This window comes from Sphingomonas sp. 10B4 (assembly GCF_035019905.1).
Classification (GTDB): Bacteria; Pseudomonadota; Alphaproteobacteria; order Sphingomonadales; family Sphingomonadaceae; genus Sphingomonas; species Sphingomonas glacialis.
This window is the reverse complement of record NZ_JASJVC010000009.1, coordinates 1-25,894: the sequence shown is the minus strand read 5'-3', so window position 1 is coordinate 25,894 and position 25,894 is coordinate 1. Positions and strand designations below refer to the sequence as shown.

Annotated in this window: 25 protein-coding genes and 1 pseudogene; 11 read left to right on the top strand and 15 right to left on the bottom strand. The window is 67.0% G+C overall.

From position 1 onward, the window contains the following. Positions 1–61: 61 nt before the first annotated feature. The gene (gene trpD / locus QN347_RS04470; RefSeq protein ID WP_322159740.1) at positions 62–1,057 is read left to right on the top strand and encodes an anthranilate phosphoribosyltransferase; all 996 of its coding nucleotides are present in this window, start codon (positions 62–64) and stop codon (positions 1,055–1,057) included. Then, positions 1,054–1,842 carry an indole-3-glycerol phosphate synthase TrpC gene (trpC, locus tag QN347_RS04465; protein ID WP_322159741.1) on the top strand — a complete coding sequence of 263 codons (789 nt, stop codon included), beginning with the start codon at positions 1,054–1,056 and terminating at the stop codon, positions 1,840–1,842. Before trpD ends, trpC begins: the two co-directional genes overlap by 4 nt. 197 nt (positions 1,843–2,039) lie before the next feature. On the opposite strand, the gene QN347_RS04460 is transcribed toward trpC, so the two are convergent. Further along, positions 2,040–4,388 (bottom strand): TonB-dependent receptor, encoded by a 2,349-nt coding sequence (locus QN347_RS04460; RefSeq protein WP_322159742.1) that lies wholly within the window; start codon positions 4,386–4,388, stop codon positions 2,040–2,042. Positions 4,389–4,731: 343 nt separating this feature from the next. On the opposite strand from QN347_RS04460, the gene QN347_RS04455 reads away from it, so the two are divergent. The 3 genes from QN347_RS04455 to lexA all read left to right on the top strand — a co-directional run bounded on the left by QN347_RS04455 (position 4,732) and on the right by lexA (position 6,114). Then, positions 4,732–5,067 carry a BLUF domain-containing protein gene (locus QN347_RS04455; RefSeq protein ID WP_322159743.1) on the top strand — a complete coding sequence of 112 codons (336 nt, stop codon included), beginning with the start codon at positions 4,732–4,734 and terminating at the stop codon, positions 5,065–5,067. Then, the gene (locus QN347_RS04450; protein ID WP_322159744.1) at positions 5,064–5,378 is read left to right on the top strand and encodes a hypothetical protein; all 315 of its coding nucleotides are present in this window, start codon (positions 5,064–5,066) and stop codon (positions 5,376–5,378) included. The genes QN347_RS04455 and QN347_RS04450 overlap by 4 nt, the downstream gene beginning before the upstream one ends. Positions 5,379–5,448: 70 nt before the next feature. Then, positions 5,449–6,114, top strand: a complete 666-nt coding sequence (gene lexA / locus QN347_RS04445; protein ID WP_322159746.1) for a transcriptional repressor LexA — start codon at positions 5,449–5,451, stop codon at positions 6,112–6,114. Positions 6,115–6,174: 60 nt separating this feature from the next. On the opposite strand, the gene QN347_RS04440 is transcribed toward lexA, so the two are convergent. Together QN347_RS04440 and QN347_RS04435 are read right to left on the bottom strand one after the other, a co-directional pair. Further along, positions 6,175–6,387 carry a DUF4287 domain-containing protein gene (locus QN347_RS04440; protein WP_322159747.1) on the bottom strand — a complete coding sequence of 71 codons (213 nt, stop codon included), beginning with the start codon at positions 6,385–6,387 and terminating at the stop codon, positions 6,175–6,177. A 77-nt stretch (positions 6,388–6,464) separates the two neighbouring features. Further along, entirely contained in the window at positions 6,465–8,717 is a 2,253-nt protein-coding gene (locus tag QN347_RS04435) for a ComEC/Rec2 family competence protein (protein ID WP_416350849.1), read from the bottom strand. Between the two features lie 43 nt (positions 8,718–8,760). Here QN347_RS04435 and gltX point away from each other — a divergent pair, with 43 nt between their 5' ends. From gltX to QN347_RS04420, 3 genes are read left to right on the top strand one after another with little or no spacing between them, the layout of a single operon-like run. Next, complete coding sequence (gene gltX, locus QN347_RS04430) at positions 8,761–10,215, top strand: glutamate--tRNA ligase (protein WP_189676792.1); 1,455 nt, start codon at positions 8,761–8,763, stop codon at positions 10,213–10,215. An 18-nt stretch (positions 10,216–10,233) separates the two neighbouring features. Continuing rightward, on the top strand, positions 10,234–11,520 hold the full coding sequence (locus QN347_RS04425) for a citrate synthase (RefSeq protein ID WP_189676791.1): 1,287 nt from the start codon (positions 10,234–10,236) through the stop codon (positions 11,518–11,520). Between the two features lie 23 nt (positions 11,521–11,543). Next, on the top strand, positions 11,544–11,711 hold the full coding sequence (locus QN347_RS04420; protein WP_323493974.1) for a hypothetical protein: 168 nt from the start codon (positions 11,544–11,546) through the stop codon (positions 11,709–11,711). A 118-nt stretch (positions 11,712–11,829) separates the two neighbouring features. Here QN347_RS04420 and QN347_RS04415 read toward each other — a convergent pair whose 3' ends face one another. The 4 genes from QN347_RS04415 to QN347_RS04400 are packed head-to-tail and all read right to left on the bottom strand — an operon-like array spanning position 11,830 to position 15,863. Then, positions 11,830–13,215, bottom strand: coding sequence for a HAMP domain-containing sensor histidine kinase (locus QN347_RS04415; protein ID WP_322159753.1), 1,386 nt, complete (start codon positions 13,213–13,215; stop codon positions 11,830–11,832). Then, a complete protein-coding gene (locus tag QN347_RS04410) occupies positions 13,212–14,321 on the bottom strand; it encodes a DUF2336 domain-containing protein (RefSeq protein WP_322159754.1) in 1,110 nt (369 codons plus the stop codon). The genes QN347_RS04415 and QN347_RS04410 overlap by 4 nt, the downstream gene beginning before the upstream one ends. A 37-nt stretch (positions 14,322–14,358) precedes the next feature. Further along, positions 14,359–15,519 carry a hypothetical protein gene (locus QN347_RS04405; protein ID WP_322159756.1) on the bottom strand — a complete coding sequence of 387 codons (1,161 nt, stop codon included), beginning with the start codon at positions 15,517–15,519 and terminating at the stop codon, positions 14,359–14,361. A gap of 50 nt (positions 15,520–15,569) precedes the next feature. Continuing rightward, entirely contained in the window at positions 15,570–15,863 is a 294-nt protein-coding gene (locus tag QN347_RS04400; RefSeq protein ID WP_322159758.1) for an Hpt domain-containing protein, read from the bottom strand. A gap of 82 nt (positions 15,864–15,945) precedes the next feature. Here QN347_RS04400 and QN347_RS04395 point away from each other — a divergent pair, with 82 nt between their 5' ends. Beyond that, positions 15,946–18,273, top strand: a complete 2,328-nt coding sequence (locus tag QN347_RS04395) for a hypothetical protein (RefSeq protein WP_322159759.1) — start codon at positions 15,946–15,948, stop codon at positions 18,271–18,273. A gap of 9 nt (positions 18,274–18,282) precedes the next feature. Here QN347_RS04395 and QN347_RS04390 read toward each other — a convergent pair whose 3' ends face one another. The 7 genes from QN347_RS04390 to QN347_RS04360 form a co-directional block, all read right to left on the bottom strand. Next, positions 18,283–18,690, bottom strand: a complete 408-nt coding sequence (locus tag QN347_RS04390; protein ID WP_189676784.1) for an Hpt domain-containing protein — start codon at positions 18,688–18,690, stop codon at positions 18,283–18,285. Positions 18,691–18,835: 145 nt separating this feature from the next. Continuing rightward, positions 18,836–20,236: a ribosome biogenesis GTPase Der gene (der, locus tag QN347_RS04385; protein ID WP_189676783.1), complete on the bottom strand. Its 1,401-nt coding sequence runs from the start codon at positions 20,234–20,236 to the stop codon at positions 18,836–18,838. 62 nt (positions 20,237–20,298) lie between these two features. Further along, the gene (locus tag QN347_RS04380; RefSeq protein ID WP_189676782.1) at positions 20,299–21,666 is read right to left on the bottom strand and encodes a PQQ-binding-like beta-propeller repeat protein; all 1,368 of its coding nucleotides are present in this window, start codon (positions 21,664–21,666) and stop codon (positions 20,299–20,301) included. Beyond that, a complete protein-coding gene (locus QN347_RS04375) occupies positions 21,663–22,364 on the bottom strand; it encodes a tetratricopeptide repeat protein (RefSeq protein WP_322159761.1) in 702 nt (233 codons plus the stop codon). The genes QN347_RS04380 and QN347_RS04375 overlap by 4 nt, the downstream gene beginning before the upstream one ends. Before the next feature lie 89 nt (positions 22,365–22,453). After that, positions 22,454–23,329 (bottom strand): 3-methyl-2-oxobutanoate hydroxymethyltransferase, encoded by an 876-nt coding sequence (panB, locus tag QN347_RS04370; RefSeq protein ID WP_133187181.1) that lies wholly within the window; start codon positions 23,327–23,329, stop codon positions 22,454–22,456. 70 nt (positions 23,330–23,399) lie between these two features. Beyond that, positions 23,400–23,681 carry a DUF427 domain-containing protein gene (locus QN347_RS04365; protein WP_322159763.1) on the bottom strand — a complete coding sequence of 94 codons (282 nt, stop codon included), beginning with the start codon at positions 23,679–23,681 and terminating at the stop codon, positions 23,400–23,402. An 11-nt stretch (positions 23,682–23,692) separates the two neighbouring features. Next, positions 23,693–24,040, bottom strand: a complete 348-nt coding sequence (locus tag QN347_RS04360) for an ArsC family reductase (protein WP_322159764.1) — start codon at positions 24,038–24,040, stop codon at positions 23,693–23,695. Between the two features lie 150 nt (positions 24,041–24,190). On the opposite strand from QN347_RS04360, the gene QN347_RS04355 reads away from it, so the two are divergent. Beyond that, entirely contained in the window at positions 24,191–25,192 is a 1,002-nt protein-coding gene (locus QN347_RS04355; protein WP_322159765.1) for a GDP-mannose 4,6-dehydratase, read from the top strand. Between the two features lie 15 nt (positions 25,193–25,207). Continuing rightward, positions 25,208–25,338 (top strand): annotated as a pseudogene (locus QN347_RS20970) (IS3 family transposase); the annotation flags it as partial. A gap of 143 nt (positions 25,339–25,481) precedes the next feature. On the opposite strand, the gene QN347_RS04350 reads toward QN347_RS20970, so the two are convergent. Further along, positions 25,482–25,894 (bottom strand): response regulator transcription factor (locus QN347_RS04350; RefSeq protein ID WP_323493973.1); only part of this gene is annotated, 413 nt, incomplete at its 5' end.

The window sequence follows — 25,894 nt, the reverse complement described above, 5'->3', positions numbered from 1 at the left end:
TGTTCGAGATGCACGGGACGGACTCCCCTCCCCTAACCCCTCCCGCAAGCGGGAGGGGAATTTGACGACCCTCGCCCTCCTCCCCGACCCGTCCTCCCCGCTTAGCCGGGAGTCCGCAGCGCAAGCGTTCGCCGACCTGCTCGACGGCCACGTCCCCGATGCGGCGATCGCGAGCTTCCTGATCGGGCTGACCGAACGCGGCGAGACCAGCATCGAGATCGCCGCGGCCGCACGCGCGCTGCGCGACCGGATGCTGCCGATCTCGGCCCCCGCCGGCGCGCTCGACGTCTGCGGCACCGGCGGAGACGGCCACCACACGCTCAACGTCTCGACCGCGGTGTCGATCGTCGTCGCGAGCACCGGCGTGCCCGTCGCCAAGCACGGCAACCGTGCGGCCTCCTCCAAGTCCGGCGCCGCCGATACGCTCGAGGCTTTGGGGCTCGACATGCACCGCGCCGGTCTCAACGCCCAGGCGAGCCTGAACGATATCGGCATCGCCTTCCTGTTCGCCGCCAACCACCACCCGGCGATGAAGCGCATCACCCCGATCCGCCAGAAGCTCGGTCGCCGCACGATCTTCAACCTGATGGGCCCGCTCGCCAATCCGGCGGGCGTCACACGCCAGCTGATCGGCATCGCCCGCCCCGATTATGCCGCGACCTACGCCGCCGCGCTCGAGCAACTCGGCACCGAAGCCGCGCTCGTCGTGTCGGGCGAGGAAGGCCTCGACGAACTGTCGAGCGCTGGCCCAAGCATCGCGGTCGCGGTCGGTACGATCGACCTCCCGCGCACGATCACGCCCGAGGATGCCCGCCTGCCGCGCCATCCGATCAGCGCGATCCGGGGCGGCGATGCCGTTCACAATGCCGCCGCCTTGCGCCGCCTGCTCACTGGCGAGACCGGTGCGTATCGCGATGCCGTCCTGCTCAACGCCGCCGCGGCGCTGATCGTCGCTGGCACCACGCAAACCCTCCCCGAAGGCGTCGCCATCGCTGCCGAAGCGCTCGACAGCGGTTCGGCGAACGCCTTGCTCGATCGTTGGATCGCTTACTCATGACCGATATTCTCAACCGCATCCTCGAAACCAAGCGCGCCGACGTCGCCGCGCGCAAGGCGACCACCGCGCTGAGCGAACTCGACGCGCGGATCGCGGCCCAGTCATCACCGCGCGGCTTCCGCGCCGCGCTCGATGCGCGCGCAGCCGAGGGCGGCTACGCGCTGGTCGCCGAGATCAAGAAAGCGAGCCCGTCAAAGGGCCTGATCCGCGAGGATTTCGATCCGCCGGCGCATGCGCTCGCCTATCAGGCCGGCGGTGCGACCTGTTTGTCGGTGCTGACCGACGAAGCGTGGTTCCAGGGTTCGGACGGCTTCCTGACTGCGGCGCGCGGCGTGTGCGACCTGCCGGTGCTGCGCAAGGATTTCATGGTCGATCCGTGGCAGGTGCCCGAATCGCGTGGGCTCGGTGCCGACGCGATCCTGCTGATCATGTCGGCGCTCGATGACGTGACGCTCGCCGAGATCGAGGCGAGTGCGATCGAATGCGGGATGGACGTGCTCGTCGAAGTCCATTCGCAGGCCGAGATGGAGCGCGCGCTCAAGCTCAAGTCGCGGCTGATCGGCGTCAACAACCGAAACTTGCGCGATTTCACCGTCGATTTCGCGCGGACCTACGAGCTGGTGTCGAAAGCGCCGAAGGACTGCACCTTCGTCGCCGAAAGCGGGCTGACGACGCGCGCCGATCTCGACGCGATGGCCGAGCACGGCATTCGCTGCTTCCTGATCGGCGAGGCGCTGATGCGCCAGCAGGACGTCGAGGCAGCGACGCGCACGCTGGTCGGCTGAGCGGTCGGGCGACACCGCTTCGCCGGGCGGCCCCGGCTTAGACGTCTGACCAAACCTTCGTCATCCCCGCGAAAGCGGGGATCGCGCAGCCTTGCCCGGATACCAGCAGAAGAAGCGGGATCCTCGCTTTCGCGAGGATGACGGGGATGAGTCCGGATCGTAAGGGCGGGCCGCTACAGCGCCCCGCCCTCACCGCATCAGAACTTGCCGCTAAGCGTCACGCCGATGATCCGCGGGTCGTTGAACACCGCGGCATTATAGTTGTCGAGCACGCCCTTGAGGTTCTTCTCATTGGTCAGGTTGCGCACGAACACCGCCAGCTCATACTTGCTGTCGGGACCGGTATAGCCCGCCTTGAGCCCAGCCTCGAACGTGCCCTCCGACGTATATTCAACCGTCTTGTACGGCACGAAGCTGGTGTAGCCCTGCAACGTTACGTCGCCGCCGACGAACAGCTTGCCGCCATTGCCGAGCGGGAAGTCGTAGCGTGCGTTCGCGTCGAGCTGATACTTCGGCGCGTTGGGGAGCGCGTTGCCGTTGATCTGCGCGAGCGTGGCGGTCGTAACCCCTGCGGCGTTGCGGATCGCGATCGTCGGGTTGAGCACGGTGCAGGTCAGCGCCCCGTTGAGGAAGCACGCCGGGGTATAGACGCGCGTGTCGTTGATCTCGGTGTGCAGCACGCTGCCGCCGAGACCCAGCGTGAAGTCACGCACCGGGCGCCACGTCAGCTCGGCCTCGCCGCCCCACGCCTGCGCCTGGTTGGCGTTGAACAGCAGGCCGTTGTTGTTGGCGTCGTTGCCGTTGAGCTGGATGTTGTGGACCTTGTAGTAGAAGCCCGTCGCGTTGAAGCGCAGCGTGTTGCCGAACAGGTTCGACTTGAAGCCTGCCTCGTACGACGTGATCGTCTCCGACCCAGCGGTCACGAACGCCGAGCTGAACACCGCGTTGCGGCCCTGGATCGTCGGCCCGCGGAAGCCGTGCGAGACGCGCGCGAACACGTTGACGTCGGGATCGACCGCATAATTGAGGCTCGCTTCCCAGCTCGGCTGCGTGTCGGCGAGGCGGACGTTGGTCGCCGCCGTCGCCGGGAAGGTCGACACGCCCGCTGCGGTGCGCGGCGGGGTGACGAGGCGCGTCTTCTTCTCGTCATAGGTCACGCGCACGCCGCCGGTCAGCGTCAGCTTGGGGAGGATCTGATAGCTCGCCTGGCCGAAGCCCGCATAGGACGTGTTGGTGTTGCGCAGCACGACGAAGTTGTTCGGGTTGGGGTTGGTGCCGAACGAATTGTTGAGCAGGAAGAAGCCGCGCTGGTCGAACTCGGTCGTGTCGCGCGATTCGAAGTAGATCCCGCCGATCTGCCACTTGAAGCGGCCCGTGCCGTTGCTGGCGAGGCGAACTTCCTCGCTCAGCTGATCGAGATCGCGCACGCGGCCCTGGCTCTCGCCATAGAATTTGCCGCCGGCGAAGTCGCTTGCGGCACCGCCATCGGTGTCGCCGCGGCTGTAGCCCTTGGTCGTCTCGTACGCGGTGATCGAGGTCAGCGTGACCGCCCCGAAATCGTTCTTCGCGTTGAACGAGCCGCCATAGGTCTTGTACGCCTGACGGTTGCCGCCGCCCTCATCGAGCGCGACGCTGGCGCGCGGTGCCGCGCTGACGTCGTTGCTGCCGCGCAGGATCGCGCCGCGATGGAAGATCGTCGACGTGCCCGAATAATCACGCGCATGCGCCGAGACCAGGCCGGTGAAGCCGGTCTCGGGCGGGGTCAGCATCAGCTGGACGCGGATGTCCTTCTCTTCGAAGCCGCCGAGCTTGTCCTTGCCGCCGACGGTGCCGTCGTCGCTCGGGCCGGTATAGGTGTTGTCGATCCAGTTATCGCGGCGCTGGTACAGGCCCGACACGCGGAAGCTCAGCACGTCCTTGACGATCGGACCGCCGACGCCGGCGTCGACGCTGACGGTGTTGTAGCTGCCATACGACGCAGTCGCGCGGCCGGTGAACTCGTTGGTCGGGCGGTTGGTGTCGAACTTGATGATGCCGGCGGTGGTGTTGCGGCCGAACAGCGTGCCCTGCGGCCCGCGCAGCACTTCGATCTGGTTGACGTCATAGACCGGGTTCGACTTGAGCACGACATGCTCGAGCACGACCTCGTCCTGGATGATCGACACCGGCTGCGATGCGCCGAGATAGAAATCGATGTTGCCGAGGCCGCGGATGTAGAAGCGCGGGAAGATCTTGCCGGTCGTCGTCTCGGCGTAAAGCCCGGGGACGCGGTTGGCGAGTTCGAGCAGCGTGTCGCTGCCGCCCGAGGTGTAGGTGCGCAGATCGGCACCCGACAGCACGCCGACCGAAACCGGCACCTTCTGGAGGTTCTCACTGCGACGTTGCGCGGTGACGACGATGTCGCCGAGGCTATCGCTCTCTGGCGCGGCCTCGACCGCGGCGACGGGCGCAGCGGCTTCCTGGGCGCTGGCCGAACCGATGCTGGCAATCGCGCCGAACGCGGTACCGAGCAGAAGCAGCGCCTTGGCGGCGTGTGACTTGGACATGATGTTCCCCCGATAGATGAAATAGGCTGCCCACACCGTTCGCCGCAGCGGACTTGTTGTCCTGCGCGGCGACGCGTCCGCGCTCCTGCGTGGTGCGGTGTGACCCCGACCGCGCGGCTAGGTCGGGATTGTGACGCGATTATGACAGGTGTGCCGCTACCTCTTCTTTGTCGGCTGGCTGTGGCTTTCGAGTTGCACCGGGGCCTGCACGACGCCGACCACGGCGCGATCGTCAGCGACAGTGCGCACCTGATTCAGGATACGATACGAATACACGATCCACCGCAACGACAGGCTGCCGACACCCCCCTAGCCCCGGCCCTCACGAGAAGGACACAAGGGCATGCGGCGAATCCTTTATGTCAGCGGGAACACCCTTTCGAGCGTCACGGCCGACCTCGCCACCATCCGCGAACAATCGCGGCATAATACCGCGCACGACAGGATCACTGGGCTGCGATGGTCGGATGGTCGCAGCTTGCTGCAAGTGCTCGAGCGTTCGCGCGTGAGCGTCATGGCGACGTTCGCCCGCATCCTCGCCGCCCCGCGTCATCATGCGCCGATCGTCCTCCAGCACCGCCATATTCGCCCCCACGAATTCGGCGGCTGGACCATGGCGCACCCCGCGCCGGCGACGCGGATGACGCGGATGACCCCCAGATCGGGCCGCTGCTCGTGAACGCAACCGAAGCGGTGCGCACGCACTTCCAGACGCTGATTTCGGCAGGCCATATCGCCGCGCTCGCGCTCCCGGTCAGCGCGATCGGCACCCCGCCGCCCGCCCCGACGCCCGATTACGGCACCCCGCCGCCGCGGCGCGTCGATCGCCGGATCGGCGAACCCTTCCATAATGTCGGGCTCGCGCTCGCCAGCGCGTTTCCCGTGGGGCTGCAAGGCACGAACATTCACCATGACGCATGCATCGAACTGCTCCGCGGCATCGCGGGGAGTGCGACCAGCGACTCGCAGGATACCTGCGCCGGACGGTGACAGCATCGCTTGACGGGCGATTTTTCGTTCCGTATAGGTTCGTCGTCTGTTCCGACGAAAGGGCCGCGCGATGCTTACCCGCAAGCAGCATGAGCTGATCTGCTTCATCAACGACCGGCTCGACGAGACCGGGGTATCGCCGTCCTTCGAGGAAATGAAGGAAGCGCTCGACCTCAAGTCGAAGTCGGGCGTCCATCGCTTGATCAGCGCGCTCGAGGAACGCCAGTTCATCCGCCGCCTGCCCAACCGCGCGCGGGCGCTCGAAGTGCTCAAGATGCCCGAGCGTGGAATCAAGACCCCCACCAAGGCGGCCCCCGCCGCCGCTCCGCGTGCAGCACCACAGCCTGCCAACGACGTGATCGAAATCCCGCTGCACGGCCGGATCGCGGCAGGCGTCCCGATCGAGGCGTTCGAGGGCGCGTCGATGCTCTCGGTCCCCGCGGCGTTGCTCGGCAATGGCGAGCATTATGCGCTCGAGGTGTCGGGCGATTCGATGGTCGAGGCGGGCATCCTCGATGGCGACTATGCGCTGATCAAGCGCCAGGATGTCGCGCGCGACGGCGAGATCGTCGTGGCTTTGATCGAAGAGAGCGAGGCGACGCTCAAATTCTTCCGTCGCGAAGGTGCGATGGTGCGGCTCGATCCGGCCAACCGCGCCTACGATCCGCAGCGTTATGCCCCCGCCCAAGTGCGCGTGCAGGGCAAGCTCGCCGGGCTGTTGCGCCGGTACGACTGAGCCACGGTCGGCGTGATCGACCGTCGCGCTTGAGGGTCGCGCGGCGAGCGATCGAGCGGCTCAGTCTTTGTGCTCGGCAAGGGTGTGCGCGACGATCGCGTTGGCATGGCCGTGGCCCATGCCATGCTCCGTCTTCAGCATGGTGACGAGCGCCATGTGTTTTGCCGGCAAACGCACGCGCACCAACGCCTGCCACTCTGCGATCGGACGGCCATAGGTCTTCTCGATCGATGGAAAGTACGATGCGGGCCCTTTGATCGGTTGGTCAGCCACGGCGTGCAGGCTCCGAGATGCGGGAACGTCCCGAGGATCTTCCGGTATTTGGGGGAAAGCCGCAAGGCCACCCCGCCCTATCGTTTCCCGTCCGTTACTGCTGCCCCAGCCCTCCCCGACAATCGAGCGCGCCAACGCATCCGGCCACCCCACCGCCGCCGATCAGCGTCGCCCTCCGGCGCAGCGATCCACGGATGCCGGTCGCCCGGATGGCGAACGGTCCGCACCGAATGCGATGCCAGAGCGATCGCAACGCCGCCGGTTTGCGCCAGCGTCTCGCGGTCGAGCCGCAGCCACTGCGGCACGCAACGGCGCGGCAAGCGCCGCTCGCTGATCACGATGTCGGCGCCGGCACACGCCGCGACGAGGTCGAGCGTCGGGACATGATACGCGCTGCGCGTCGCCAGGATGCGCCACTGCCGTCGCGCGACGGTCCGCGTCATCAGGCAGAGGTCGCGGCTGCAGCGCGCCTCGTGCTGCTCGGACATCAATACCGGGAGCGCAGCGATCCCGCCATTCTCGGCGAGCATGTCGGCGGTGTAGTCCCCGGTCCGGTCGCGCAGCAAAGCGACGTCGCCCGCCGAGGTGCGGATCGCGACATGCCGACCGTCTCCGGTGACGATCAGATCGGGCGCCGGGGTCAGCAGCGCCCATGCCAAGCCGATCGCAAGCGGCAGCGCCCCCAGCCGCCGCCAGCGCGTGCGCCACAGGCCGATCCACAATCCGCCCACCACCATCAGCGCGTAAGCGGCGCCGGGCATCGCCGGCAGCGGCGCGACCGAGCCCGGCACCGCCGCGGTCATGTGCGCAATCCACAACAGCAGATCGAGCGAGCGCGCCGTCAGCCACCAGAACGGCAGCCCCGCCCCCACCGTATCGAACAGCAACGCCAGCGCCTCGCACGGCATCGTCACGAACGTCGTCAGCGGGATCGCGACGATATTGGCGACCGCGCAGTAGATCCCGGCTTTGTGGAAGTGGAACAGCGCGATCGGCAGCAAAGCGAGCTCGACGACGATCCCGGTCAGCAGCAGCGACGCCAGTTCACGCGCGATCCGCGCCAGTCGCGTCTGCTCGCGCGGCCCGAACCACAAGCGCAACTGCGGATGTTCGTTGAGCGAGACGATCGCCGCGACCGCAGCGAATGACAACTGAAAACTCGGCCCGGCGAGCGCCTCGGGGTACAGCAACAGCACCACGATCGCCCCCGCCGCGACCAGCCGCAGCGTCAGCGCCTGCCGGCCCAGCGCCAAAGCGACCAGCACGAGCAACGCCGCGACGCACGAGCGGATCGTCGGCACCTCGGCCCCGGTCAGCAGCGTGTAGCCGATCGCCGCGAGCGCCCCCGCGCCCGCCGCGATCAACGGAACGCGCGTCTTCAGCGCGATCCACGGGCTGAGCGCGAGCAAGCGCGCGACCAGCAGCATCACCGCGCCGACCGCCGCGGTGCTATGCAGACCGCTCACCGACAGCAAATGCGCGAGCCCGGATCGGCGCATCGCCTCATTGTCGGCGAGCGGGATCCCGCCCTGATCCCCCGTCGCGAGCGATGCGGCGATGCCCCCCACCCCGCCCCCGCCAGCGCTCGCCTGGATATGCTGCGACAGCCGCTGCCGCAGGCCGACGCCGCCTGTCCCACCGCCAGCGAGAATCGTGATGGGCGCAAAGCCACGCCCGGTCGCGCCGATCCCGTCGAACCAGGCGGTCCGCGCATAGTCGTATGCGCCGGGAACGCCTGGCGGCGGCGGCGGCATCAGCCGCGCCGAGAGCCGCAGCGTCGCCCCCGGCACCAGCCCCACGGGAACGTCGGCATCGACGAGATTGACGCGAATATGCGCTGGCAACGTCGGCAACGGCCGAACCGGCCCGCGCGTCGCGGGCACCGCGAGCACGTGCAGCGGGGCCAGCCGCAACCGCACCACGTCGCGCGCCGCAAGCGGCTCGACCCGCTCGACTCGTGCGGTGAAGGTTGCGATCGTCGGTTCTGCGAGCACCACGTGCGCCACGCGCTCGGCGCGCCACCAGATCAGCCCAAGCCCGATCGCAACCGCAAACCCGCCAACTGCGACGACCCGCGCCGCACGCCCATGCAGCGCCAGCGCGACCCCGGCGAGCGCCACCGCGAGCGCCACCAGACCAGCCGCTTCCCATGCCGCCGGATCGGGCAGCACGAACCACAGCGCGATCCCCGCGCCGAGCGCCACCGGCAACCACAGCGGCAATTGATCGCGCTCGGCCTCGAGCCAGCTTTCGAGTCGATTGCCGACGCCGAACCACCCCCGCGGCACGCCGATTTGAAGCGCAGGAAGGTGCGTGCTAGAGGCGCTCAAGGCTGATCCGGCCATCCAATCTCTAGTCTGGGAGCATGCGCGATTGAGCGCAATATCTGACCCCGCCGCGGCCCCCGCCGCCGGCGCATCCGACACCAAGGTCGTCACGCGGTTCGCGCCGTCGCCGACCGGATTTCTGCACATTGGCGGGGCGCGCACCGCCTTGTTCAACTGGCTGTACGCGCGGCATCACGGCGGCGAGTTCCTGCTGCGGATCGAGGACACCGATCGCGCGCGCTCGACCCAGCCGGCGATCGACGCGATCGTCACCTCGCTGCGCTGGCTCGAGCTCGATTGGGACGGCACCGAAGTCTATCAATCGCAGCGCGCCGACCGCCATGCGCAGGTCGCGCACACGATGGTTGAGCATGGCCATGCCTATCGCTGCTATCTGACGCAGGACGAACTCGCCGCGATGCGCGCCGAGGCCGATGCCGCGAAGAAGCCGCTGCGCGTGCGCAGCCCGTATCGCGACGCCGACACCAGCGCCGAGACGCGCCCGTTCGTCGTCCGGCTGAAGGCCCCGCTCGATGGCGCGACGACGATCGAGGACAAGGTCCAGGGATCGGTCACGGTGCAGAATGCCGAGCTCGACGATCTCGTCCTGCTCCGCTCGGACGGCACGCCGACCTATATGCTCGCGGTGGTGGTCGACGATCACGACATGGGCGTGACGCACGTGATTCGCGGCGACGATCATCTCAACAACGCTTTCCGCCAATTACCGATCATCCGCGCGATGCACGCGATCGAGGGTGGCTGGCCCGATCCGGTCTATGCGCACATCCCGCTGATCCACGGCTCGGACGGCGCCAAGCTATCGAAACGCCACGGCGCGGTCGGCGTCGAATATTATCGCGATGAACTGGGCGTGCTGCCCGAGGCGCTCGATAACTATCTGCTGCGTCTCGGCTGGGGGCATGGCGATGACGAACTCATCAGCCGCGACCAGGCAATCGAATGGTTCGATCTTGACGGCGTCGGCAAATCACCATCGCGGTTCGATCTCAAGAAGCTCGAGAACCTTAACGGTCAATATATCCGCCAGGCGGATGATGCGCGCCTTGCCGCGCTCATTACGCCGCAGCTCGGCTTCGAACCGACGGACGCTCAGGCAGACATACTTCGTCGCAGTATGGCATCGCTCAAGCCGCGCGCCGCCAACCTCAACGAGCTAGCCGCGGGAACGGCGTTCCTTTTCCACGTTCGACCGGTGGAAATGCACGCCGAAGCGACCGCGCTGTTAAGCCCAGATGCACGCGCTTTACTCGCCCGACTGCACGTCGCGCTTGACGCGACCGAAAGCTGGGATACGGAGACGCTCGAAGCTGCGGTCCGGCAGGTCGCCGAGGATGCAGGGGTCAAGTTGGGTCAAGTCGCGCAGCCGCTGCGCGCCGCACTGACCGGACGCAAGACCTCGCCCGGAATCTTCGACGTGCTCGATCTGCTCGGGCGCGACGAGAGCCTGGGGCGTATCGCCGACCAGATGGCCGCTTAAGATTTCGAAAGGACCACGATGACTGACTCCGTCAAGCTGAACGCCGCAGGCAAGGACCTCGATCTCAAGGTCCTGTCGGGCAGCGTCGGTCCCGATGTGATCGATATCCGCAAGCTCTATGCGCAAACGGGCATGTTCACCTACGACCCGGGCTTCACGTCGACCGCATCGTGCGACTCGGCGATCACTTACATCGATGGAGACGAGGGCGTGCTGCTCCACCGCGGCTATCCGATCGGCCAGCTCGCCGAGAAGTCGACCTTCATGGAGGTCTGCCATCTCCTCCTGAACGGCGAGCTGCCGACCAAGGACGAGCTCGACAAGTTCAGCTACACGATCAGCCGCCACACGATGTTGCACGAGCAGCTCGCGACCTTCTATCGCGGCTTCCGTCGTGACGCGCATCCGATGGCGATCATGTGCGGCGTCGTCGGCGCGCTCTCGGCCTTCTATCAGGATTCGGCCGACATCACCGATCCGCAGCAGCGCATGATCGCGAGCCATCGCCTGATCGCCAAGATGCCGACGATCGCCGCGATGGCGTATAAGTATTCGATCGGCCAGCCGTTCATGTCGCCGAAGAACAACCTCAGCTACACCGGCAACTTCCTGCAGATGACCTTCGGCGTTCCGGCCGAAGAGTATGTCGTGAACCCCGTCGTCGAAAAGGCGATGGACCGCATCTTCATCCTCCATGCCGATCACGAGCAGAACGCGTCGACCTCGACCGTCCGGCTTGCCGGCTCGTCGGGCGCCAATCCGTTCGCGTGCATCGCGGCGGGCATCGCTTGCCTGTGGGGCCCGGCGCATGGCGGCGCCAATGAAGCCGCGCTCAACATGCTGCGCGAGATCGGCACTGTCGACCGCATCCCCGAGTATATCGCGCGCGCCAAGGACAAGAACGATCCGTTCCGCCTGATGGGCTTCGGTCACCGCGTCTATAAAAACTACGATCCGCGCGCGACCGTGATGCAGCAGACCGTTCGCGAAGTGCTCGGCGAGCTCGGCGTGACCGATCCGGTGTTCGACGTCGCGATCGCGCTCGAGGAAATGGCGCTGAGCGATCCGTACTTCATCGAGAAGAAGCTGTTCCCGAACGTCGATTTCTATTCGGGCGTGATCCTCTCGGCGATCGGCTTCCCGACGACGATGTTCACGGCCTTGTTCGCGCTTGCCCGCACCGTCGGCTGGGTCGCGCAGTGGAACGAGATGATCTCGGATCCCGAGCAGAAGATCGGCCGTCCGCGCCAGCTCTACACGGGTCCCACGCAGCGCGACTTCGTGCCGCTGGCTGACCGCACGTGAGCGGGGTCAAGGCGCTCGCCCTGGTGGCGGGCGTCTTGATCCTTGCGTTCGGCCTGCTGTTCGCAGGCCAGGGGGCCGGGCTCATCATGTGGCCGGCCTCGAGCTTCATGCTCAAACAGGGCAGCTGGGTGCTCTACGGGGCGATCGTCGCGCTCGCAGGCGCCAGTCTGATCTGGTGGGCGCGCCGCTGAGGCGCCTCCCCTATCGTCACCCCGGCCTCGTGCCGGGGCCCACTCGGATACGCGTACTGCCCGCGTAGAATGCTCGGCACGGTAGACCCCGGCACGAGGCCGGGGTGACAGTCCCGCGCTACGCCGCCGGCAGCGTAAACACGAAGCGAGCGCCCTGCCCCGGCGCTGAATCGACCGTGACATCCCCCCCCATCGCCCGCGCCAGCCGCCGCGCGATATAGAGGCCGAGCCCGCTGCCGCCGGCTTCGCGCGGATCGACGCGCTCGAACTTCTCGAAAATGCGCGCCTGGTCGTCGAGCGCGATACCCTTGCCCTGGTCGGCGACGATCACTGCAGCGATGCCACCCTCTCGCTCGGCGCGGACCCACACCATCCCGTCGGTCGGCGAGTAGCGCACCGCATTGCCAATCAGATTGACGAGAATTTGGAGCGCACGGCGGAATTCACCCGTCGCCGCGAGCGTCTCGCCAAACCCGGGCCGATCGATTCGCACACGTGCCTCGCTCGCGCGGACTTGCAGCAAGCCAGCGGCCCGACGCGCAACGTCGGCCAGATCGACAAACTCGTGCAGCACCGCGAAATCGGGTCGCTCGATCGCCTGGAGATCGACCAGATCGTCGACGAGCCCGCGCAGATGCCGCCCCGCACTCGCGATGTCGGCCGCGTAATCGGCATAATCCTGGCGCAGCGGCCCTTCGGACTGGTCGTGAATGCTGTCGGCATTGGCAATGATCCGGTCGAGCGGCAGCCGCAGCGCTTGATCGAGCCGCTCGGCAAACGCGCTGATCGTCGCGTCGGTGCTAGGCGTAGGTTCTGCCACCGGCGCATCGTCGAGCATCTCGACCGCGCCGACGAACCCGGCAAACGCCCCGCTCGCGTCGGTCCGCGGCGTCGCCGACAAGCGCACCGCGCGTGCCGAATCGCGGATCCGCGCGGGTTGATCGTCGAAGCGCTGCTGCAAGGCGAGCCCGCCGAGGATCGGGAACGCACCGCCATCGCTCTCGCCGAGAATGAACAGCCGCGTCAACGGCTGGCCAAGCATCGCGGCCGCATCGAAGCCATAGCGGGGCCCAGCGGTGATCGACAGGAAGGTTAGCCGCAGCGCGCTGTCGGTTTCCCACAACCAGTCGGCTTCGCTGCGCAGGAAATCGCTGGCGCGGTCATTGGCGATGTCGCCGGGGTACCACGGCGCGCGCACACGCCAGCCGGTGATCGTCAGCCGCACGCCGTCGGGCGCCTTGCTCGGCCCGGTCTCGGGCTGCGCGCGCACCCAGAGTTCGAGGTCTTCGTCGCCATCCGCCGCGACGATCCCGCGCGAAACGAGGATGCCGAGCCGCTGCGCCAGATGCACGAGCGTCGCGATCTGCGGCACCGCGAGCGGCAGCCCGATTGCCCCACCCGCGCGTGCGTTCAGATCGTACAGCCGCTGGTCGGCCTCGACCAGCCGCCCATCGCGGTCGATCAGCCCGCGCACCGGCGGCAGCATCGGTTCGTTCACGTTCATCGTCCGCGCCCTAGCGCAACTAGCGCGGCGCGGTAATCGCGGTGGAGCAACAGCGGCGCGAGCGCTTGCCGCGCCAGCACCGGATCGATTGCGGTGATGACGTCGAGCCCGTCGGCGAAGCGATCGATATCGCGCGCCGGATCGGCCTCGCTCAACGCCAGACCGATTCGCGCAATCGATTGGCGGTCGAGCTCGAGCGCGCGCAGCAACAGCCACAAGCGGTCGGCGCCGGGATCGAGCACGATCTCGCGCGCGTCGTCGTAATCGATCCCCATCGCATGCGCGAGCAAGGCGATGAACAAGGCGAGCCGGCGGTCGGCGAGCGCTTCGACCAGCAGCCCGGCGAATTCGTCCGCCTGCGGATCGAGCGCGGCGGCAAGCCGCAGCGCGACCGCTTCGAGCCGCTCGCCCTCGTCATGCGCGGCGATGCTGCGCAACGCAGCCTCGGACAGCGCACGATCGAGCTGCGCCAGCGCATCGGGCGCGCCATCTCCAAAGCGTTCGCGCAGTACCGCCGCGACCCACCAGACCAAGCGGTGATGCAATTCCGCGGGCAATTCGGTCGACAAGGGCTGGCCGGGCGGCAGCGGGATGCGCCGCCGGCTTTCCGCCGAGAGCAACGCCATCGCGCCAGCCGCGACGACGCCGTCGGCCGCGCCGACTAGCCGCGGCAACAAGCTTGCACGATCGGGATCCTCGGGCGCTTCGCTCGGCAAAGCGTCGGCGAGCAGATCCTGCCGCACACGCCCGAACAGTTCGCGCATCAGATCGGGATCGCGCATCAGCCCCGAGCCGATCAAGCGATCGCGCGTCGCAGGCGATTGGCGACCGAGCGCATCGGCCAGGTGCGGCACCGCGCGCGCCGCCAGCAGGCGCGCGGCATGGCCCCGCAAAGCGGCTTCCACGCCGAGCGCAAGATCATCGAGCACGCGCCCCATCGCCAGCCGCGTCCGGTCGTCGAGCCGGGCATGATCGGAAAGATAGAAATCGTCGATCGCGCCGCGCAGCCGCGAATCGGCACGGCCATCCGCGGCCGCTGCCCGGGCAAGCAGCGCCATGGCACCCGCTTGGGCGCCGTCATCGATGTCGCGACGTTCGATCGACATGCGTCAAGCATCTAGGGGGGTTGTCGTTAAAGCCAAGCTAAGGCTTTTGACGAAACCCCTCAATGGCAGCGGCAAGCGTTCCGGCAGCATAAAGCCCCGCCGCAGCCAGCGCGAGCAGCGGTTGGCCAAGCAGCAGGACGACGAATAGCACTGCGGGATAGGCCGCAGGGCTCGCCCACCAGCGCCGCTGCAACGCCGGATCGGCGGCCCGCTCGAGCAACGCCGCCGCAATCACCAACGCGACCGCGAGAATCAGTCCGGCCGGTCGCGCGGCGCCATAGCCGACCAGCAGCGCCGCAAGTGCAGCCATGCCCGGCTTGGCATGGTCGGCGAACTGCGCGAGCCCGCTCTCATCGCGCACCCACGCGATCGCTGAAGCTACCGTCGCTATCACGATCGCGAGGCAGGTGATGCCCATGCCGATCGCCGGATGCCCTGAAAGGATCGTGAAGAACCCGCCAATCGCCACGGCGCCGCTCGCCGCGATCAGCCCGAGCGTCGGCACGGTGCGCGCCATCAGCGGCGGGAGCGCGAATCGCACGAGCGGCGCGAGCAGATAGCGGTCCGCCCAGCGCAACGGCTTGGCGACGAGCGCGGCGACCATCCCGTTGCCGCGCCGCGCCAGCGCCTGTGCGCTCCGCTCGATGCTATGGTTGACCGCCATATGCGAATCGAGATGGACATGATCGGCACCGCCCTGCGCCGCGACGCGCAACAGCGTCGACTGGAAATCATAGTCGCGTGGCAGGGCGGCCACCTCGGCGACGCGCTTGCCGTCGAGCAACGCCAGCCCGGCCCAAGCGGTGTCCGCGCCGACGCGCTCGTAATGCGGATCGCCTTCGTCGGTGACGAGCAGGGTATCGTGCGGCATCAGCGCGATCGCCTGGACGACGTCGCCCGTCGTCACCACGCCGTCCGCAACGACCAAAACGCGCGCGAGCGGGTGGAGCTTCTCGACCGCCTCGGCCGCGGTACGCACCGCATCGACCGAGACGCCGCGGCGCCCGATCCGGCTGATCGCACCAAGCAATTCGGGGGTCATCCGCGCAACGATCAGGATGATCTGCGTGGCGCCAGCCGCCGCGAGCAAGCGCGCCTGGAACTCGATCAGCGTCAATCCGCCGAACGGCAGCGTCGCGGCGAGCACACCCATCCGGTCATCGGCATCTTCGGTCGCAAAAATCAGTCCTGCCAGCATCGCAGGGCTGTTAAGGCCTTAGCGCGATTAAGGCAAAGCCCGAGAAATGCTTAGAGGCGCTCGACCGCGCGCCGCAGCCGGCGCAGCAGCGCCGCATCGTGCGCTTCCGCCTCGGCCGCCTCGGTCGCGATTGCCATCAGCCGCACCGCACCGAAACTCGCGGCCAACCCGCGCAGCCGGAAGGCTGCCTCGCGCCACGCCACGTCACCGCGCGCGGCTTCGAGCACGGCGAGCCCGTGCTGAACGCTCTCGAGAAAGGCTGCGCGCAACTCGGCGATCAGCGCGGGCTCGTCGCCCACGGCTGCCGCCAACGTCGCATCGATTGCACCGGGATCATAGGCCATGCCCCTCGCATACCGAACGACCGGTTAAGCCAAGGTTTCGCTATTCGCTTTGCGCGCGGCATAATCGTGGTAAACGTCGGGGATGAACGGGGGTTCGCGGATCATCGACTTGCGGCCAAACGGCGCCGCGCTCTCGGCCGAAGCGCGCGACGGCGTCGCTGCGGCTGAACCCCTGGCACGCCCCTATGAGGAACCGATCGAGCTGACCCACGTAATTGATGACGTGATCGAAGACACGATCGAAGACGAATCCGGGCGCCGTCCGTTTCCTTGGCCCGCTTTGCTCGGCACCGCTGCGTCGGTCGGCTGGGTCGGCGGCATGGTCGCCTTGTCGTGGACGAGCTTGCCCACGTTGACGCCCCCGGCGCTTGCCAGCTTCGTCGCCAGCCTGTGCGTGCCGCCCGCCTTGATCGGGATCGTCTTCCAGCTCGCGATGCGCTCGAGCCGCGCCGAGGCGAAGCGCTTCGGCATGACCGCACGCGCGATGCGCGCCGAGGCCGCAAGCCTCGAGCGGACCGTCGCAGTGCTCGGCCGCAGCATCGACACGCACCGCGCCAATCTCGCCGAGCAAACCACCGCGCTGTTGGCGCTCGGCGATGGTGCCGCCGCGCGACTCGCGAGCGTCGGCTCGGGGCTCGCCGCGCAAGTCGCGCACGCCGATGCGCATGCCGCAACGCTCGCGACTGCCGCCGACCAAGCGCATACGCGGCTCGAAGTGCTGCTCGCGCTCCTGCCGCGCGCGCATGGCGAGACCGATGCGCTCGCGCATTTGCTCAAGACCACCGGCGTCACCGCGAGCGAACATGCAGCGGCGCTCGACGCGCAGCTCACCGCGCTCGCCGAGCGCGGGCGCGAAGCCGATGCCGTCGCGAACGGCGCCGCGCAAAAGCTCGCGGCGCATATCACCCGGATGGAGGCCACAAGCGAGACCGCAGGCGCGCGGCTCGAACAGGTCACCGGCGACATGTCGCACGCGGTCGACGCCCTGCTCGGCCGCACCGCCGACGCGGTCGACGAAGCGCGCAAGGGCATTGCCGCCCAAGGCGACGCGATGCTGGCGATGCTCGGCACGAACCAGGCGGCGCTCGATCGCGCGGCGCATGACAGCGCCGAGGGTCTTGCCGCGCGCATTATCGACATCGAGCATTTGATCGAACAAGTCGTCGCGCGGCTCGGCGAGCAGCGCGAGCTCAGCCACGGGATCGTGCGCGATATCGATCAGGGCATTGCGCATGTCAGCACGCAGTTCGACCAGCTCAACACGCAAGGCGTGCTCCGCGCGCAAGCGCTGGCAGCCTCGATCAGCGCGCTCGGCGGATCAGCCGATGCGATGACCGAGGCGCTCCGGAGCGGCGACACGATGGCGACCAACGCCATTGCGACGACCGAGCGCTTGCTGCTGGCGCTCGATGCCGCCGCGCGCGAGATCGACGAGACGCTGCCCGACGCGCTGACCCGGCTCGACGCGCGCACCGCCGAGAGCCGGCGTGTCGTCGCGTTGGCCAAGCCCGAGCTGCTGGCGCTCGTCACCGCTGCCGAAAGCACGCACGACGCGATCGAGGCGATCGCCCACGTCATCGCCACGCAGCGAGACACCGTCGAGAAACTGGCTGGGACGCTGCTCGACACGCTCAGCGACGGCAAGCTTCGCGCCGATGCGCTCGGCCAGATGGTCGACGACACGATCGATCGCACGCACCGCTTCGCCGAAGAGGCCGCGCCGCGACTGGTCGAGGCGCTGTTGCGCGTTCGCGATTCCGCCAGCGCCGCTGCCGACCGCGCGCGCGATACGCTCGCTAATGTCATCCCCGCAGCAGCGGCCGCGCTCGAGGAACAAAGCACCGCGGCGATGGAACGCGCGACCGCCAGCGCGCTCGATCGCAAGATCGCCAGCATCGGCGACGCGGCCAACGTCGCAGCCGACGCTGCCGAACGCGTCGCCGAGCGCCTGACCCACCAGATGGCAGCGATCGCCGCGTCGACCGCCATCGTCGAGACCCGGTTGGTCGAGGCGCGGCAGGAGCGCGACAAGGCCGATCAGGATACGCTGACGCGTCGCGTCTCGTTGCTGATCGAATCGCTCAACTCGGCCTCGATCGACATCGCCAAGGCGTTCTCGACCGACGTCTCGGACAGCGCCTGGTCAGCCTATCTCAAGGGCGATCGCGGCGTCTTCACGCGTCGCGCGGTGCGGCTGATCGATGCCGGCGAAGCGCGCGAGATCGCACGGCTGCATGACGAGGACCCGGCCTTCCGCGACCAGGTCAATCGCTACATCCATGATTTCGAAGCGATGCTGCGCGCGATCCTGTCGCAGCGCGACGGCTCGCCGCTCGGCGTGACCCTGCTGTCGTCGGACATGGGCAAATTGTACGTGGCGCTGGCGCAGGCAATCGAACGCCTGCGCTGAGCTGCGCCGTCAGACCGCGCGACGCCCAAAGGCTGGGCGGCGTGCCACCAGCGGGTTCGACTCGCGCTCGAGCATCGCCAGCGTCGCATCGAACAGCGGGCGCAGCGCGACGATGTCGCTGAGCGCTTCCTCGGGCGTATCGCGGCTCTCGACGCAATCGCGCGCGATCGTCTCGATCCGCTCTGCCACAGCACCAAGTGGCCCTGCCCCGAACTGCAGCGCCTCGCCTTTAAGCGTATGCGCCGGGATCACCATCCCGGCGGCGCTGCCAGCGCGCATCGCGGCTTCGATCGCGGCAACCGACTTGACGCCGTCTTCGCGAAAATAGCCGAGGATCCGTACGAACCCGGCGCCCAGTTCGGCACGCGCACGCGCGAATGCGGTCCAGTCGACCAAATCCTTCTCTTCGACCGCCACTGCAACCTCCCACGGACCTACCGCTCCACTACCGTAATATTAGGCAGTTGAAGTAAACGAGTGGTTGATATCGAGCAGGAAACACCAAAATTGAGCGCAGAATAATGGTTCAATCAATAGTGTGGATAAAGACTTGCCCGTTCGATTAGCGATCGAATGGGTTCTTCGGCGCCCGCAAGGTTAGCCGGACCGGAACGGCCCCAAAGCCCAGATCGCGCCGGATACCGTTGATCAGATACCGCTGATAGCTCATCGGCAATTGATCGACTCGCGTGCCGAACAGCACGAAGCCTGGCGGCCGCGTCTTGGCCTGCGTCATGTAGCGCAGCTTGATCCGCTTGCCGCCGGGTGCGGGCGGCGGGTTGGCCTCGACCGCCTTCTCGAACCAGCGGTTGAGCTCACCCGTGCCGACGCGGTGCGACCAGGTGTCGCGCGTCTCGAACGCGACCTTGAGCAACGTGTCGATGCCCTTGCCGGTCGCGCCGGACACGGTGAGCACGGGCATGCCCTTAATCTGGCTGAGCCCTTCCTCGAGCGCGCCACGAATGCCGTTGAACAGGCTCGAGCCGTTCTCGGCGATATCCCATTTGTTGATCGCGACGATCAGCGCGCGGCCTTCCTGCAGCGCGGCGTCGGCAATGCGAAGATCCTGCGATTCGAGCCCGCGCGTCGCGTCGAGCAACAGCACGACGACTTCGGCGAAGTCGATCGCGTGGAGCGCGTCGGCAACCGACAGCTTCTCGAGCTTGTCCTGAACGTTGGCACGCTTGCGCATGCCCGCGGTATCGATCAGCCTGACCTTGCGCGCATCCTCGCCATGTTCGCGCTCGGGGTCGTGCCAGATCCAGTCGACCGCGATCGAATCACGCGTAATGCCCGCCTCGGGGCCAGTGATGAGGCGCTGCTCGCCTAGGATCTGGTTGATCAGCGTCGACTTGCCCGCGTTAGGCCGGCCGATGATCGCCAGCTTGAGCGGCGCGTCGGGGGCATATTCCTCGTCTTCGTCGAGGCCGTGCGGGATGTCTTCGCCAGCGGCGTTCTTCTCGGGCTCGATATAGGGAAGCAATGCGTCGAACAGTTCGACCAGCCCCTCGCCATGCTCGGCCGACAGCTCGACCGGATCGCCAAAGCCGAGCGACAGCGACTCGAGGATGCCGTCGGCCCCCGCCTTGCCCTCGGCCTTGTTGGCGACGAGGATCACCGGGGTCTTCGAGCCGCGCAGCCAGCGCGCAATCTCTTCGTCGAGCGGCACCAGCCCGACGCGCGAATCGAACATGAACAACGCGACGTCGGCCTGCGCCACCGCCGCCTCGGTCTGCTGGCGCATCCGGCCGGGCAAGGACGCGGCGTCCTCGTCCTCATAGCCGGCGGTGTCGATGATACGGAAATTCAAGCCGACAAGCGTCGCATCGCCCTCACGGCGATCGCGCGTCACGCCGGGGCGATCGTCGACCAGAGCGAGCTTCTTGCCGACAAGGCGATTGAATAGCGTCGATTTGCCGACGTTCGGCCGGCCGATAATCGCGACCACGGGGGTTTTGGACATGCGCGCTCCTTACGGCACGCGCAACGTTTCGTCACCCCCGCCCGGTACTACCGGGTAACAGGTCAGCGATAGGCTGCGACGCGACCTTTTTGATCGAGCACATAGAGCGTCGAATTCGACACGATCGGCGGCAGCGTGAACGGCGTCTTGTTCTCGATCACCGTACCGACCTTGCCGCTGTCGACCGAGGCCGAGACGATCTGCCCCGCCGAATTGGTCAGCACCAGACGCCCACCCGCCAGCACCGGGCCGAACCACGTAACCGGGTTGGCCTTCTTGCCTTCCTTGAGGGTGCCGTCCTTCTTGGTCTTCTCGCTCATGTAATGGCGCAGCTGGCTGATCCACCGCACCTTGCCCGTCGCACGCGCGAGGCAAACCAGCCGCGCGTCGTCGGTGACGATGAACACCCACTCACCCGCGACCCACGGGGTCGAGATGCCTGCGAAATTCTGCTCCCACAGCCGCTGGCCCGAATCGATCTCGATCGCGACCATGCGACCGCCCTGCCCGACCGCATAGACGATCCCGCGGTCGATCACCGGATCGGCATCGACATCGGCAAGCGACGAGACCGAGGTCGAGATCGTCGAGCGCGACAGCGCGTCCTGCCACAGCGTGCGGCCGTTTTCGTAGCGATAGGCGTTGAGCTCACCCGAGGAGAAGCCGGCGACGACCGTCCCCTGGCTGACCGCAGGCGCCGCGACGCCGAACACGCCCTGCGTCTCGACCGAACCCGACTGGTTCCACACCACCGTGCCATCGGCCTGCGACAGCGCGAACAGCTGATTGTCCTGGCTGAGCACATAGACCTGGCCGTTGGCGACGGTCGGAGCCCCGCGCAGCGGCGAGCCCGGCTTGACGCGCCACAGCACCTTGCCCGTCGCCGCCTCGAGCGCGACGACGTCGCCGAGGCCGTCGGTCGCGAAAACCTTGCCCTCATCGAAGCTCACGCCGCCACCGAAGCGCGCGCCGCGCGCCTTCTTGTCGGCCTTGGCCTTCTCGGTCTTGGCGATGTCGGTCGCCCAGACCTTCGCGCCCGTGGTCGCGGAGAAAGCGTGGATCGTCGCATCGACGTCGATCGTATAAAGCCGCCCACCGGCGACGACGGGCGCCGCACCGAGCCGCTGGCGGTTGCTGCCGCCGTCGATCGCGGCGGTCCAGACGCGCGAAAGATTGGTGCCGAGGGCAACCTGGCCAAGCGCCTTGGACGGGTTGCCGCCCGGCTGCGCCCAGGATTCGTTCGCCGTGGCGGGCGGAACGAGCACTTCGACGCCCGCGATCGTCTTGTCGGCAACGACGTCGTTCTCGCTGGCGAGGATCGCGATCCGCTGACCGAGCACCGGGGTCTTCTTCTTGCCCTTGAACGCGGCGCAGCTGCTCAGCGCAACGGCGGAGACGGCGATCAGGAGGTAGCGGTTGGTCATCTTCATTGCGATTTTTGTTCCTTAGACCCGGCCACAGCGTCGACGCCCAATATACCCGCCATCTGAACCGCACGTTGCCGGATCGTTTCGGGCATATCGGGGTTTTGCGCAATCTGTCCGTAGAGCGTCCCCGCCAGATCGCGCCGGCCCATCCGCAGATACGAGATCGCGACGAGCTCGCCCGCGCTGCCGAACCACGGATTGCCCTTGACCGCGATGCCGCGCAACCGCGCGACGACGACATCTGGCTTCACCGTATCGAACTCCGCGGTGGTCTGGCGGACGAGCGCGAGTTCGCGGAACGGCTGGCCGATCGACGTGTCGCTGGCGACCGCGCCGAACTTGGCGGCGGCACCGCGCAAATCCTTCTTCTGCAGCAGCGCGTCGCCCTGGCTCATCAGCGCGAGCGCGCGATAGCCCTCGCCGCGCGACTGGGCGAGCGCGGTCAGTTCGCCCTGCGCCGCATCGGGCTTGGCGGCGTTGAGATCGTCATACGCCTTCGAGAGCGCCGCGCCTTCATCGGCAGCGACACTTTGTTCGTGCGACTGCCACAGCAGCCAGCCGGCAAAACCGACGAGCGCGAGCACGATCACCGCGATCGCCGCGACGCCGTAACGCCGCGCCGCCTTCGCCATCTGATCGCGGCGCAGTTCCTCGTCGACTTCGCGCAGGAATGCGGCATCGGTATTCGGCGGCACGGCCAAGGGGGAACTCCATCGGATCAGGGCAGGAAGGCGCGGACCTTAGCCGCGCCGCCCGCCAAACAAAAGCGTTCAAAAAACGGGTGCGGACGCTAGTCCTTCGGGGCGTAGATCTGCTCCACGCCGGGGAAGGCCCGCGATCGCACGTCGGTGGCGTACTGGTCTACCGCGGCGGAAATACGGCCCGACAGATCGTCGAACTTCTTCACGAAGCGCGCGGTGCGTTCGAACATGCCGAGCATGTCCTCGGTGACGAGCACTTGCCCGTCGCACTGTGCCGAAGCACCGATGCCGATCGTCGGGCAGGCAATGCTGCGCGTGATCTGGATCGCAATCGGCTCGACCACGCCTTCGATCACCACCGCAAAGGCGCCGGCTTCCGCCACCGCCTTGGCATCGGCGACGATCTTGGCGGCCTCGGCAGCACTACGGCCGCGCGCGCCATAGCCGCCGAGCGCGTTGACCGCCTGCGGCGTGAGCCCGACATGCCCCATCACGGGGATCCCGCGCTCGGACAGGAAGGCGACGGTCGGCGCCATCGCCGTGCCGCCTTCCAGCTTCACCGCGGCGGCGCCGGTCTGCTTGAGCAACCACGCCGCGCTCTCGAACGCCTTTTCGGGGCTCGCCTCATAGCTGCCGAACGGCATGTCGATGACGACGACGCTGTGATAGCTCCCACGCACCACCGCCGCGCCGTGCGCGGCCATCATCTCGAGCGTCACGGGAATGGTTGAGGGGAGGCCGTAGATCACTTGGCCGAGACTGTCGCCGACGAGCAGCATATCGCAATGCGGATCGAGCAACTGCGCGGTGCGGACCGTATAGGCGGTGAGCATCACCAGCGGCTCGCCACCGCCCTGCCCGTCCGCCTTGCGGGCGCGGATCGCCGGAACGGTGAGCCGCTTCATCGGCGCCGGGGTTGGATTGGCGCGACTGGTCGCGGTGTCGATCGTGAAGGTCGTGGACATGGCCAAGGCGAATAGCGCCTCGCGCGATGCGACGCCAGCGCCCCGCATCGGGCGCCGGCGCGGCATCGTCTTACTTTACCTCGATGCCCTTCCAGAAGGCGAAGCGGTCCTTGATCTCGGCCGCCTTGGGCTTGGGATCGGGATAGTACCAGGCGGCATCGGCGTTGCGCTTGCCGTCGACGACGATCGTCTTGTAGCTCGCCTCGCCCTTCCACGGGCAATGCGAATGCGTTGCGCTGTCCTCGAAATATTCGGCGACGATGCTGTCGGCGGGGAAATAGTGGTTGCCTTCGACGACGACGGTATAGTCGGACTGGGCGATGACGGTGTCGTTCCAGCGTGCAGTCGGCATGGCGGTCTCTCCTAGGCGGTTACAGCCGATAGATAGGTATCGGGCTTGAAGCCTGCCAGCAGCGTATCGCCCTGCACGAGCACCGGGCGTTTGATCGTCGAGGGATTGGCGAGCATCACTGCAATCGCCTTTTCAGCGTCGAGATCGGTCTTGTCGGCGTCGGGCAGCTTGCGGAAGGTCGTCCCCGTCCGGTTGAGCAGCGTCTCCCAGCCGAGCCGATCGACCCACCCCCGCAGCTCGGCCTCTGGGACGCCGGCCTTCTTATAGTCATGGAAATCGTAGGCGACGCCCTGCTCGGCGAGCCAGATGCGCGCCTTCTTTACTGTGTCGCAATTAGGGATGCCGTACACCGTCGTCATGAAGCGTGCCTTCGTTGAAATTCAGGCGCGCAAGAGTGCCGCGGGAGACGCCCGCGCGCAACGGCGATATGCCAGCGGCTGCGTGCGGGGATATCCGCGGTGTGTCGCGCCGTGTAGGGCGGAGCCGCTTGGCGGGATAAGGGGATCGGGATGACGGTAGTGGTGACCGGCGCGGCCGGCTTTATCGGCGCGCACGTCGCACGGCGGCTGTTGCAGGATGGCCGCGACGTGATCGGGATCGACAATTTCGAGCCCTATTACAGCGTCGATCTCAAGCACGATCGTCTCGCCTGGGTGCGCGAGGCAGAGGGCGACGCGCGCTTCGCGTTTCACGACGTCGACATCGCCGACGAAGACGCGCTCGAAGCGGCGCTCGCCGGGCATGAGATTACCGGGATCGTCCACCTAGCGGCGCAGGCGGGGGTGCGCTATTCGCTGACGCATCCGCGCAAATACATCCGCGCCAATGTCGCGGGGCATCTCAACATGCTCGAGATCGCGCGCGCGCGGCCGGGCGTGCACATGGTCTACGCCTCCTCCTCTTCGGTGTACGGCGCCAATACCTCGGTCCCCTTCCGCCTCGAAGACCGCGTCGATCACCCCGTCTCGCTCTACGCCGCCACCAAGCGCGCCGACGAGTTGATGAGCGAGACCTACGCCCATCTCTATCGCATGCCGCAGACGGGCCTGCGCTTCTTCACCGTCTATGGTCCGTGGGGGCGCCCCGACATGGCGGCGTGGCTGTTCACCGACGCGATCCTCAAGCACGAGCCGATCAAGGTGTTCAACGGCGGCGACATGATGCGCGACTTCACCTTCATCGACGATATCGTCCAGGGTGTGGTCGGCACGCTCGATCGCCCGCCGGCCGATGACGGCCTCGAAAAGCCAGGGGGCAGCTTCGTACCGCATGCGCGCTACAATATCGGCAACAGCCAGGCGGAGCGGCTCGAGGATCTGATCACGACGATCGAGCAAGCCTGCGGCATCGCGGCGATTCGCGATTATCAGCCGATGCAGCCCGGCGACGTGCCGGCGACCTTCGCCGATATCAGCGCGATCGAACGCGACGTGGGGTTTCGCCCGGCGACCTCGATCAAGGACGGCATCCCGCGCTTCGTCGACTGGTTCCGCGCTTATAACGGCGTATGAGGCAAAGCGGGCGAACCCGTAGCGCTGCTGCAGCACTACGACCGGGCAGCTGCTACACCTGCGCGCAGGTCCAGCGACTGACGGCCGACAACGGCTTTACCCGCTCGATGAGGCGATCCGGCAACGTCTGGGACAATGCTGCGATGCCTGGCGAGGATCGCCCCTCGCCACATCCTTCGCAGCGCATCCGAACCATCGCTCCCGAATAGACGTTTGCGAGTCCGCGCTCGAGCGAGCCATTACACGGAGCTCGAGAGCAAGCGATCGCGAGAGGGCCGATCTCGAATGATCACAAAACGCCGGACTTCAGAGATTTGATGACGATTTCGGTCCGGTTTCGGGCATCGAGCTTCAGCGCGAGCGAACGCAGATGCAGTTTGACCGTTGTCTCCTGTATCCCGAGCGCCCTGGCGATCTCCTTATTTGATTCACCCTCGTGCAGCCGCCGCAAGACGTCCATCTCGCGATCGGTCAAATTCGTTTCCGCATGCGTCGAAGCGGGCATGTCGGCAGGCGCGAAGCGTTGGCCGGAGAGCATCAACTGGACGGCGGCTATCATCGATTCGGCCGGCATCGCCTTGGGAATGATGCCTGACGCACCATCATTCATCAATTGCACGGCCTCAGAGGCTGTTTGGAAAATCGGATTTGAGGGATTCCGCTTGTCGCTGAAGTATGATTCAGAGCTTGGATGTGGACCGA

What these genes read in the sequence shown, in the direction of transcription:
- trpC (WP_322159741.1), top strand. Translation starts at nt 1,054, where the DNA reads ATGACCGATATTCTCAACCGCATCCTCGAAACCAAGCGCGCCGACGTC.
- QN347_RS04460 (WP_322159742.1), bottom strand. Translation starts at nt 4,388, where the DNA reads ATGTCCAAGTCACACGCCGCCAAGGCGCTGCTTCTGCTCGGTACCGCG.
- QN347_RS04455 (WP_322159743.1), top strand. Translation starts at nt 4,732, where the DNA reads ATGCGGCGAATCCTTTATGTCAGCGGGAACACCCTTTCGAGCGTCACG.
- lexA (WP_322159746.1), top strand. Translation starts at nt 5,449, where the DNA reads ATGCTTACCCGCAAGCAGCATGAGCTGATCTGCTTCATCAACGACCGG.
- QN347_RS04425 (WP_189676791.1), top strand. Translation starts at nt 10,234, where the DNA reads ATGACTGACTCCGTCAAGCTGAACGCCGCAGGCAAGGACCTCGATCTC.
- QN347_RS04415 (WP_322159753.1), bottom strand. Translation starts at nt 13,215, where the DNA reads ATGAACGTGAACGAACCGATGCTGCCGCCGGTGCGCGGGCTGATCGAC.
- QN347_RS04410 (WP_322159754.1), bottom strand. Translation starts at nt 14,321, where the DNA reads ATGTCGATCGAACGTCGCGACATCGATGACGGCGCCCAAGCGGGTGCC.
- QN347_RS04405 (WP_322159756.1), bottom strand. Translation starts at nt 15,519, where the DNA reads ATGCTGGCAGGACTGATTTTTGCGACCGAAGATGCCGATGACCGGATG.
- QN347_RS04400 (WP_322159758.1), bottom strand. Translation starts at nt 15,863, where the DNA reads ATGGCCTATGATCCCGGTGCAATCGATGCGACGTTGGCGGCAGCCGTG.
- QN347_RS04395 (WP_322159759.1), top strand. Translation starts at nt 15,946, where the DNA reads ATGAACGGGGGTTCGCGGATCATCGACTTGCGGCCAAACGGCGCCGCG.
- der (WP_189676783.1), bottom strand. Translation starts at nt 20,236, where the DNA reads ATGTCCAAAACCCCCGTGGTCGCGATTATCGGCCGGCCGAACGTCGGC.
- QN347_RS04380 (WP_189676782.1), bottom strand. Translation starts at nt 21,666, where the DNA reads ATGAAGATGACCAACCGCTACCTCCTGATCGCCGTCTCCGCCGTTGCG.
- panB (WP_133187181.1), bottom strand. Translation starts at nt 23,329, where the DNA reads ATGTCCACGACCTTCACGATCGACACCGCGACCAGTCGCGCCAATCCA.
- QN347_RS04365 (WP_322159763.1), bottom strand. Translation starts at nt 23,681, where the DNA reads ATGCCGACTGCACGCTGGAACGACACCGTCATCGCCCAGTCCGACTAT.
- QN347_RS04360 (WP_322159764.1), bottom strand. Translation starts at nt 24,040, where the DNA reads ATGACGACGGTGTACGGCATCCCTAATTGCGACACAGTAAAGAAGGCG.
- QN347_RS04355 (WP_322159765.1), top strand. Translation starts at nt 24,191, where the DNA reads ATGACGGTAGTGGTGACCGGCGCGGCCGGCTTTATCGGCGCGCACGTC.